General features: G+C 32.0%; 8 protein-coding genes. 7 read left to right on the forward strand and 1 reads right to left on the reverse strand.

The genetic code is table 11. The features are described 5' to 3' along the window. Nucleotides 1–5: 5 nt before the first annotated feature. The 7 genes from ACAG39_08650 to ACAG39_08680 all read left to right on the forward strand — a co-directional run bounded on the left by ACAG39_08650 (nucleotide 6) and on the right by ACAG39_08680 (nucleotide 9558). Nucleotides 6–1916, forward strand: a complete 1911-nt coding sequence (locus ACAG39_08650; protein MEZ0537304.1) for a hypothetical protein — start codon at nucleotides 6–8, stop codon at nucleotides 1914–1916. Nucleotides 1917–1972: 56 nt separating this feature from the next. Continuing rightward, the gene (locus ACAG39_08655) at nucleotides 1973–3862 is read left to right on the forward strand and encodes an ABC transporter substrate-binding protein (GenBank protein MEZ0537305.1); all 1890 of its coding nucleotides are present in this window, start codon (nucleotides 1973–1975) and stop codon (nucleotides 3860–3862) included. Between the two features lie 168 nt (nucleotides 3863–4030). Continuing rightward, entirely contained in the window at nucleotides 4031–5029 is a 999-nt protein-coding gene (locus ACAG39_08660) for an ABC transporter permease (GenBank protein MEZ0537306.1), read from the forward strand. 9 nt (nucleotides 5030–5038) lie between these two features. Then, nucleotides 5039–5902, forward strand: coding sequence for an ABC transporter permease (locus tag ACAG39_08665; protein ID MEZ0537307.1), 864 nt, complete (start codon nucleotides 5039–5041; stop codon nucleotides 5900–5902). An 18-nt stretch (nucleotides 5903–5920) separates the two neighbouring features. Further along, nucleotides 5921–6913, forward strand: a complete 993-nt coding sequence (locus ACAG39_08670) for an ABC transporter ATP-binding protein (GenBank protein MEZ0537308.1) — start codon at nucleotides 5921–5923, stop codon at nucleotides 6911–6913. A gap of 9 nt (nucleotides 6914–6922) precedes the next feature. Then, entirely contained in the window at nucleotides 6923–7912 is a 990-nt protein-coding gene (locus ACAG39_08675) for an ABC transporter ATP-binding protein (GenBank protein MEZ0537309.1), read from the forward strand. Nucleotides 7913–8169: 257 nt separating this feature from the next. Then, a complete protein-coding gene (locus ACAG39_08680) occupies nucleotides 8170–9558 on the forward strand; it encodes an alpha-amylase family glycosyl hydrolase (protein ID MEZ0537310.1) in 1389 nt (462 codons plus the stop codon). 1144 nt (nucleotides 9559–10702) lie between these two features. Here ACAG39_08680 and ACAG39_08685 read toward each other — a convergent pair. Next, the coding region (locus tag ACAG39_08685) for an IS256 family transposase (protein MEZ0537311.1) at nucleotides 10703–11463 on the reverse strand (761 nt) is incomplete at its 5' end.

Here is an 11463-nt window from a genome sequence, read left to right on the forward strand (position 1 = left end):
AACAGTTGTATAAAGGTGTGGCAACAGTAGGTTTTGAAAATTTTACGGCGTTATATTCCAATTCAGAAAGTTTTTCAGAAGGTTTTAGCAGAGGTATTCAGCATCTTTTTTACAATGATTATACGTATGATTTGATCAGAAAAGGTATAACATTGATAAGAAACGGAGAAGAGTTGTTGTATTCAAATATTACATATGATTTACATCATGCACCAGAAGAAATTGAAATAGTGGAGGAAAGCTGGGAAAATTTATATAAAGTCTATTCAAAATATAAAGAATATAAAGGCCTTGAAAGGAAAAGTTTTTGTTATGCTCTTGATAATGGTATAGTAATTGAAGAAACGATAAGAAACAATAGTTCTACAAATATCTCTATAGATATTTTTGCTTATATTGTTTTTAACAATACAAAAAAAGGTTTGTTGGAATACAACAGAGATTATGATTGTTTGATTTGGGATAGCGGATTTGACGATAAATGTGTAATTATCGGACTGGATATAAAAAGTGATTTTCATGTATTGTCAGTTGAACATATAAATTTTGATTTTGCAAGTTTTCAGAGAATATTACAAAAAGAATATAACCAAAAAGATCATCTAAAAAGTGAATTTGGTATTTCGGCTGCAATTGGGAGGCAATACAACATAGCACCGAATGAGGAGATATTATTTAGATGGTTTATTATACCATCCAAAAAAATTGAAGAAGGATTAAAATTTCTTCAAAGAATTAAAAATATTAATCTCCAAGAATATGAAAAGGTGATTTATAGCAGTTTTATAAATCAAACTTCCAAAGTAATAGACTCCAACAAATATGCTAATGAGAAATGGAAGGAAATTTATTACCGTAACTTATTGGCTATAAAAAGTGTTAATTTAAATGGTTTTATTCCAGCAGATATTACAGGACATTACTTTACATATTTGGGTCCATGCTTTTATCCGAGAGATGCATTGATGGTTGCTAAAGCTTTTCTTTATTCTGGGCTTTTTAAAGAAGCAAAAAAAATATTTAACTTTTTAAGCAATTTAGAATTTAAGAGAAAAGGTGAGTTTTATCAACGTTATGACTGTTATTGTAACACCTCAGAAGGAGCAAACAACTATGTAGAGCATCAATTGGACTCAATTGGCTATTATTTAAGTTTGATTAAATATTATTTTGATTTAACAGGAGAATTACTTATTAACAAAGACAAATTAGAAGAAATTATTCATTGTTGTGAATATTACAAAGGTTATAACAACCTAATTGGTCCTGAGGGCGGAGTCAATGAAGGAGTATATGGGCAAGCATATATTACTTCAACAAATATGTTTATTTTGGGTGGATTAATAAATGCAAAAAAACTACTAAAGGTTATATATCCAACTGATGTTAGCCTCAAAAACAAGATAGATTCTCTAATTGAAGATATTTCTGAAGGTATCGAAACTATGTGGGACAAGGATTATAAGTATTATTATTATGGTTTTTCGCATACCACTAAATGTGTTGTAAAAAGGTATGATACTCCTCAGTATTTTTCACCTTTATATGGTTATTATAATGAGAAGATGTTAGATAATAACATTTACTTACTAAAAAATGCCTCATTTCATGAGGATGGAATAGGATATTCCCAGCAGAGCTATCATCATGGTGTATGGATTTTTAATACTGCCGCATGTGCACAGTTTAATTATTTTGCAGGTGATATTACTGAATATATCAAAAAAATAGAATGGCTCTTAAAACATACAAATAATTTTGGACTTATGCCTGAGGCTGTAGATGCTAAAAATGAATATATATGTTATATAAATCCACTTATGTGGGCATGTGCCGAAATGGTCTCTGCATTGGCATATCCTTATTACAAGGAAGTTTATGCTAACAATTTTCGGGAGATAAAATTTGATAGCTGAATGGTTGTCAAATTTTATCAAAAATAAATCTATATTAACTAAGAGGAGGTTTTTCTATGCGTGGTGTCAAGTCGTATTTCAAAAAAGCTTTTCTTGTGCTCCTTATTGTTAGTTTTATTGCTAGCAGTTTGTTAGTGTTTGATTTTGGGAATGCAGCAACAAAACTCAACAACGCCGAAAAGGTTTTCAGAGCTCTTGATAGTTGGCCAAAGCCACCTTTATATCAGGGCAACGTTTTTGCTTCTGGTGGCGTAGGCTACTATGGTGAAAGGTTTATGTTTGAAGGATTATTCCTTATTGTAAGATCTACTGACCAAATATTTAATAGATTAGCTCAATCATATGAACACAAGGGCAATAAAACAATAGTGCACTTGAGAAAAAATGTAAAATGGCATGACGGACAAAAGTTTACAAGTAAAGATGTATGGGCTTATTATATCTTAAATAATGGAGTTGATGCTGCAAGAAGATTAGATAGTATTGAAACACCTGACGATTATACTGTAGTATTTAACTGGCATGAACCAGCTCCTTTCCCTGAACTTAGAATAATATTCCTTGCTCAAGATAGACAAGGAACAATTCCTTATCACATTTATAAGAAATATGTTGATAATGCTGCTAAGATTCTCAACAGTGCTAAAAAGACAAATGATCCTGCAAAACGAGGACCATTTGGATATGAAATCACTGACAATATAAGGAAACAGTTAGACAATAATTGGCAACTATTTTTAAAGTATAATCCTAAAAAACCTATTGGTACTGGACCATTTAAGTTTTATGCAGTTTCTGATACTCAATTGGTTCTTGTAAAAAATAAAGACTATTGGGATGCTAAGAATGTGACATTTGAGAAGGTTGCATTTTACCAAGTAAATGATTTGTCATCCCAATATGCTATGTTAAGAGCTGGGAAATTAGAAAACTTTAATTATACTCAACCCAAGGATGTTTTAGAATCAATCTTAAATGCTAACAAAAATTTGGTTCATTACAAAATGTTTGATCCGGCTTGTGCAGGTTTGATTTTGAATGTAAGAAAATATCCATTCAATAATGTAAAATTCAGACAAGCATTGGTTTACGCACTTGACAGAACAAAGATAAGAGAATTTGCAAATTATTATGCAACCGAATATAAAAAATATTCTTCTTTAGGAATAGCTCAATCAGAGCTCAATAAATGGGTTTCAGTGGATACCCAGAAAAAAATGACAAATTATTCTTACAATCTTAAAAAGGCCGAACAATTGTTAAAAGAAATAGGATGGAAAAAAGGTGCAGATGGTATATGGGTAGATCCAAATGGGAAGAAATATGAGTTTTACATTGGGGTAGCTGCAGGATGGGAAGCTGTTATAAATTATTCTCAAGCTGTAGCAGAACAGTTAACAGCGTTCGGATTGCCAACCAAAGTGAAAATAGTTGAAGGAAGCACATATTGGCAAAAAGTTCAAGAAGGAGCTTATGATATAGGTACTGACTGGGTTGATATTACATGGTATTCTTCAGATCCTTATTTCTATCTTAGTCAGACATTTGGATGGATAGCAACTATTAATGGATTACCAAGAGATTCAAAGACAGGAAAACTAACTTTAAAATTAAAAGGAGCTAATGGTAAGGAAATTGATGTTGCTAAGATACTTGATGAGTATCCATATACTTACGATTTAAAGAAAAGAATGCAGATGGTAAACGACTTGGTATATGCAATTAATGAAAATGCATTTAATATCGCATTGTATCAAAATACAACAGGAGTTTGGATAAATACTAAGACTTTCGGTGGAAAGTTACCAATGGCAGATCAATTTGCAAAATATAATAGGAATATGCCACTTCCAACAAATAGGGAAGACAAACGAAGAATAGCTATACTAAACCTTGGTTTCGGAGGGTATATGTCATTAGTTAATGGAGAATATCAACCAAATTAGAAAGCAAAATTATAAAGTTTTAAAGGTATGTATAAATAAAAATATATAAGAGAGGGCGAGGCTCTATTACTTTAAAGACAGAATTTATTTAGACATGATGGGAGAGAGCCTCGACCTTTCTTTGCAAATTTGCTAAATTTAATTTTTTAAGAAAGAGGGAAAGTGGTGATGAACATCAAAACTATATTAAAAAAAGTTCTTATGTCGTTTGTTACGGTTTTATGTGCGGTACTATTGACGTTTTTCTTATTAAGACTAACACCGGGTAGTGCGATTGATGGATTAGCAAGACAGTTAGCTCAAACAAATGGAATTACGTTAGAAGCTGCATATGAAAGAGTAGCCAAAATGGTTAATTATAATCCTCGAGAGCCGTTATATAAACAGTTGGCTAGATATGTAAATGAGTTGTTACATGGAAATTTAGGAACATCAATGATTTATCAGACAGTAACTGTGAATGAGATTGTGGCAAAAGCATTACCATGGACAGTCTTTGTGTTAAGCATTTCATTACTTATTAGCTTTTTAATAGGTATTCAATTAGGAACAAGAATGGCATGGAAAAGAAACTCCATTTTAGAACCAATAGTTTCTCTATATGCGACTATTACAAGTGCTGTTCCAGGTTTTATTATTGCCATATTATTACTTGTAATATTTGCATATAACCTCAATTGGTTTCCTTATAATGGTGCTTATGATATTGATGTAACACCTGGGTTTAATTTGCCGTTTTTTTGGAGCGTCATTAAGCATGCATTTTTGCCAATATTTACTTATATTGTAACTTCTATAGGTGGATGGGCACTCGCAATGAAAGGTAGTGCTGTAAGTGTTTTGGGTGAAGACTATGTGAATGCTGCATATGCTCGAGGTTTAACAGATAGAACAATAATGAAAAATTATGTAAGAAGAAATGCATTGTTACCTTTAATAACCTCTTTAGCAATGAATTTTGGTTTTATGATTAGCGGCTCCACTCTTATTGAGAGTATATTTTCATATCCAGGAATGGGATATTATATAGCTCAAGCAAGCTCCCAGAGAGATTACACCCTGATGCAAGGTTTGTTATTAGTAACTGCTACAGCAGTAATTATTGCTAATTTAATTGCAGACTTGATATATAGTAAACTTGATCCGAGAGTTAGCATAGAGGAGTGAGAAATAAAAATGAGACACATAAAAGAATTATGGGAAGAAATAAGAGTTAATAGAAAGGCGATGACGGGTTTTGTTATTTTGATATTTTTTATTTTAATGGCAATAGTTGGACCTCGAGTTTTAAAACTCGATTTGACTATAAGATTTTCAGAAAGGTATCAGATGCCTTCATGGAAGCACATATTAGGTACTGATTTTGCAGGAAGAGATACATTTTTTCAGCTTGTATATGGTTCCCAAGAAGTTTTAAGTGTGGGAGTTTTAACAGCCGCTTTTACTATTTTAATAGGCTTTTTTATAGGTGCATTATCTGGTCTTATAGGTAAATGGATAGATTCAGTAATAATGTTTATTACAAATCTCTTCTTAACCATTCCACAATTCCCAATTTTGATTGTGATATCTACACTGATAAAAGTTAGCAATCCACTTATATTTTCTCTTATTTTAAGTCTTTTTTCATGGGGAGGGCTCGCCCGGGCAATACGTTCGCAGATTCTTTCACTAAAGCATAGTGAGTTTATTATCGCTTGTCGAATTATGAATTTAAGTACAATGCATATTATTTTTAAAGAAATAATGCCGAATATTATTTCTTATATAGCTATAAATTTTATTTTCATAATACAGAGTGCTGTAAATGCAAGTGTAGGTTTAATGATGTTAGGACTTGCCCCATATTCACCTACAAATTGGGGTATGATGATTAGCTTGGCTGTTCAAAATACAGGTGGTATTTTCAATCCAAGGGCATATATATATTTATTAAGTCCAATTGTATGTTTAGCACTTTTTCAGCTTGGATGTATTTTCTTTGCTAATGGACTTGATGAGGCATTTAATCCACGCATTAAATCACAAAAAGGGGCATAAAAACGGAGGTATTAAAAAATGGGCGAAAATATAATTGAAATACAAGGCTTAACAATTGAATTCAGAATGAGAAATGGTGTAATCAAAGCAGTAAACGATGTAGATTTCAATATTGAAAAAGGGAAAATAGCTGCTTTGGTGGGAGAAAGTGGAAGCGGGAAATCTACCTTGGCTTATGCTTTATTGGGATTAGTTAATCATCCAGGGGTAATTAGTACAGGAAAAATATTCTTTAAAGGTGAAGATATATTACAATTTAACAAAGAAAAGTTGCGAAAATATAGATGGGAATCTGTAGCAATGATATTTCAGGCAGCACAAAATTCTTTAAATCCAGTTATGACAATTCAAGAGCAAATGTTAGAAACTATAAAAGTACACAAAGGTTATATTGATACAAAGGAGAGTTTGAAAAAAATAAAAGAACTTTTGGAATATGTTAGGCTTGATCCTGATAGAGTTTTAAAATCTTTTCCTCATGAATTATCTGGTGGTATGAAACAGAGGGTAATTATAGCTTTTTCGCTACTACTTGATCCTGAGATAATTATTTTAGATGAACCGACTACTGCACTAGATGTTATAACGCAAGCTTATATTTTCGAAATACTAAAAAAAATAAACAAAGAAAAAGGAATTACAATGTTATTATTGACACATGATATAGGGATAGTGGCAAAGGTAGCAGACCATGTTGGAGTGATGTATGCAGGAAGAATTGTAGAAAGTGCTAATGTTTTTGATATTTTTGAGAGACCCAAGCATCCCTACACTCAGAGTTTAATAAAAGCTGCTCCGTCATTAGTAGGGGATTTAAAAGATGTTAAATCAATTATGGGAACTCCTCCAAACTTGATGAATTTACCTAAGGGTTGTGCTTTTCATCCGCGTTGTTTCAAGGTATTTGATAAATGCAGAATAGAGAGACCAAATAGTATCAATTTTGAAAAAAATGAGTTTGTAGAATGTTACTTATATTCTGAAAATGTGTCTCAAAATTTGGTGAATTGAGGTGAAACAATGAAAAACGCTCCATTATTAAAATTAGAAAACGTAAGTGTATACTTTGAAAAAAGAGTAGGACTTTTTAAACCAGCTTCATTTGTTGGTGCTTTAGTAGATGTAAGTCTTGAAGTAAATAAAGGTGAGATAATAGCAGTAGTTGGGGAAAGTGGCTGCGGCAAGACGACATTAGGAAAAGTTATAACAGGTCTGCAACGACCTAATATTGGCAAATTATATTACCAAAGGATTGAATTAGATAAGCTTGATAAAAAGCTAAGAAACGAATATAGAGAGAGCATACAGATGGTTCAGCAAGATTCTTTTGCAGCGTTAAATCCTAAAAGAACAATTTTTCAATCAATGGCAGATCCTTTAATAGAAAAGGGGTTGGTAAAAAATCACACAGAGGCAAAACATAAGGTTATGGAGCTATTGGAAAGAGTAGAATTAACTGCCCCAGAACAATATTTAGAGAAATACCCCCATCAGTTATCAGGTGGGCAACGCCAACGAATGTTATTAGCAAGAGCAATTTCGTTAAACCCCAAAATCATTGTAGCTGACGAGCCTGTATCGATGGTAGATGTATCTTTAAGAGTATCAATATTGAATTTAATGGCGAGATTAAATAAAGAGATGGGAGTATCTTTTATATACATAACTCATGATTTGTCAACTGCTCGTTATATTGCTCAGAACGGAAGAATTGTAGTTATGTATTTGGGTAAAATAGTCGAAATAGGCAATGTCCAGGAAGCTATCAGTGACCCAAAACATCCATATCTTAAAGTATTAATATCAGCTGTACCTGTGCCTAACCCGACATTAGCAAGAGAGAGGAAAATGCTTGCACTAAAGAGTATAGATTTACCTGATCCAGCCAAACCACCAAAGGGTTGTAGATTTCATCCTCGATGCCCATACGCTCTGGAAAAGTGTGCAACTGATGAACCAGAATTAAGAAGGCAAGGAGATAGATATGTTGCATGCCATCTTTATTTTTAGAAACGAGTGACAAAAATTTTATAGGGAGTTGATTATTATGTCTAACATAAACTATAAGATATGTAGAATTGCTCTTAATTTATCAATAACTTTAATTATTCTTTGTTTATTTTCTTTATTTAATATACCCAAACAAACTGCAGAATTTTATATTATGATTATTTCTTTTATTATTAGCTTAATAGTATTGATTTTAGCTTGTACCTATCTGTATAAGTGCAAAATTTACAACCAGAAAAATTAGGAGTGATAATATTATGAAAAGAACTATAATAGTTCTTTGTGTTTTGATTTTTGTTATTTCAACTGGGTGTATCAGTTACTTTATATATGGGGAGAAAACGAAAGCAGTTTATCTTACAAGTAACGAGAAAAGATTAGAAAAAATTGATTGGATAAAAGATGCAACTATCTACGAGGTTAATTGGAGACAATATACAAATGAAGGAACAATAAAGGCATTTGAAAAACATTTACCCCGCCTTAAAGATATGGGGGTAAAAGTACTATGGTTTATGCCAATATATCCTATTTCTGAGATAAATCGAGCAGGATCCTTGGGTTCATATTATTCAATTAAAAATTATACTGAAGTAAATCCTGAATTAGGAACAATGAACGATTTTAAGGTATTTGTGAAAAAGGCACACTCGATAGGATTTAAAGTCATTTTAGATTGGGTGGCAAACCATACTGGATGGGATAATATTTGGATAAAGCATAAAAACTGGTATGCTCAAGATGAGAATGGCAACATTATTTCACCCCCAGGGACAAATTGGACAGATGTTGCTGAACTAAATTATGATAATCCAGAACTTAGAAAAGCTATGATAGATGCAATGATTTTTTGGATAAAAAACACGGATATAGATGGATTTAGATGTGATTTTGCTGGAGGGGTTCCATTAGATTTTTGGGAAGAAGCTCGAGAGAAATTGCAAAAAATTAAACCAATTTTTATGCTTGCTGAAGATGACCAAAATATTAAATTGCTTGATAAAGCATTTGATGCAAATTATGGATGGAAATTATATAATCTTTTTAATAATATTGCTCAAGGCAATGACACCGCTGAAAATATAATAGATTGCTACAAAAGAACATTTTCATCATATCCTAAAGGAACGTTTCCGCTCCTTTTTATAACGAACCATGACGAAAATTCTTGGAATGGAACTGAAATTGAACGGTTAGGAGATGCATATAAAACTTTTGCGGTGTTGACATTCACATTACCTGGTATACCATTAATTTATAGTGGGCAAGAAATCCCCTTAGAAAAAAGGTTAAAGTTTTTTGACAAAGATGAGATAGATTGGACTAATCTAAAGCTTCATACTTTCTATAAAGAGTTGATTAACCTAAAGAAAGATAACTCAGCTCTTTGGAATGAGAGCAATTGCGGACAAGTAAAGTTTATAACTACTAATGATAGCAATGTTTTAGCCTTTATAAGGGAGAAAGGTAACAATATAGTAGTAGGTATATTTAATTTGCAAAATAAGATGACCAAAGTTGAGATAAATTCTAAGTTATATAGAGGGAAATTTAGAACTTTCAGCAGAAATGAAACAATAAATATTAATGGAAAGAAAGTATTTGAATTAAAGCCATGGGAATATATTATTCTAATTAAAACATAATGGGAACAATATAAGATTTCAATTTAGAAAATCTGTTCATATAATAGCATTAATTTTTATAATTGCAAACGTTTAAGCAGAAAATAAAACAAGAAAAGAGGAATCGTATTTCGAAAGCCACATGTGATAGAAGCTGTAATCGGAAATACAAAGGTTTTAGGGCAGATTGATTCAAATGGTATATTGCAAAGATTTTATTGACCTGCAGTAGATTATTATCAGAAAATAAAATTATTTTTAGCAGCTATTTTTATAGATGTAAATGTCAATATAAAAATGGTTCGTCCGAATTATCAGTGAAATGATTCTATATAAAAAACTCTATTAATTTAATATAATAAGAGACTGTAAATAATTTTGTGGTGCGGCCGGGAAAAGGCGTGCAGTTTAACGGGTGGGAATCCCGTCTAGAAAACCCACAGTCAGGGTACTAGTAGCGAGTCTTGGAGCATTACAAGTAATTGTAATGTTTAAGCGTAGACAGTTAGGTAATAGGCCTGAAGCCTGCGAGGGCGAGTGATTTAGCTTCAAAAATTTTACAAAGTTGGGAAGACCGACTGGCTCACAAACTAGGAAGGCAATACTGCGTCTTGCGTTATCGACGAGCAAGGCGTAGCTTCCCCGGGGTCAAAGAACCGGGCATGTTATACAATGACTGTACGGAAACCCGGGAGACCCTGATAGTTCTTGCTATAACAAGTATAATGTACAACCGATAAGAAGGAAGGAAGTCAAATGACTATCAGGGAGTCGGATAGCCTTATATTGTACTAATGATGCCGGGTAACTCTGGAGGAGGGAAGGAGGCTACACATAATCGACCTTGTTATGGAAACATTAACTACACACAGGGGTAGAAACTGATGGAAACAAAAATTACAAGGATAGCTGAAATTGCTAAAGAAAAGGGTGTGTAAATATTTTTGTGTATTTAATTAAATTATACCTTCTTCTTGGTAAGAAGATTAACCTGAAATACATCTTTCTGTAATATATTATTACCAAAAAATTATTGCCTTATGCATAAAATGTTTATTATATTGGAATAATATTTAATATGGAGTAGTATGGTGTTATTACTGCTCCTTTTGTTTTTCTATTGCTCCATGGAGCAATAGAAAAATTCGCAAAAATTCTTTTGTTATTATTTTATATACTTGCCTAATTGTTCAGGATATAATATCATTAGCTGATTTAATATCATATCCCAATTTCTATATCTTTGTGTCCATTTCTTGGATACATTCTTTGCAGCTAAATATAACATCTTTTCTAATGCTTCATCAGAAGGAAATACCGATTTCGATTTTGTTACTTTCCTAAATTGCCTGTGAACACCTTCAATTATATTTGTTGTATATATTATTTTTCTTACTTCTTGGGGAAACTTATAAAATGAACTTAATATATCCCAATTTGTCTCCCAACTTTTTATTGCTTGCGGATATTGTTTCTCCCATTTCTTTTTTATTTCTTCAAATTCCTTTAGTGCTTGTTCTTCATTTATTGCTTGATATACATTCTTAAAATCCTTTGAAAACTCTTTTAAATGCTTATATGATACATACTTAAATGAATTCCTTAATTGATGAATTATACACCTTTGTATATCAGCACTTGGGTAAACAGCTTGTATCGCTTCTTTTATCCCAGTTAATCCATCTACACAAAACAGAAGAACTTCTTCTATACCTCTATTCCTTAAATCATTTAATACACCTAACCAGAATTTACTTGATTCGCTTTCTCCTATCCATATACCAAGTATTTCTTTCATCCCTTCTATATTTACGCCTATTACTACATATGAAGCCTTATTTATTACTTTACCTTCATCTTTTACTTTATAGTGTATTGCATCCATAAATATAAATGGATATATTTTTTCTAGTGGCCTTGATTTGC

The organism is Caldicellulosiruptoraceae bacterium PP1 (genome assembly GCA_041320695.1).
Lineage (GTDB): Bacteria > Bacillota > Thermoanaerobacteria > Caldicellulosiruptorales > Caldicellulosiruptoraceae > JBGGOQ01.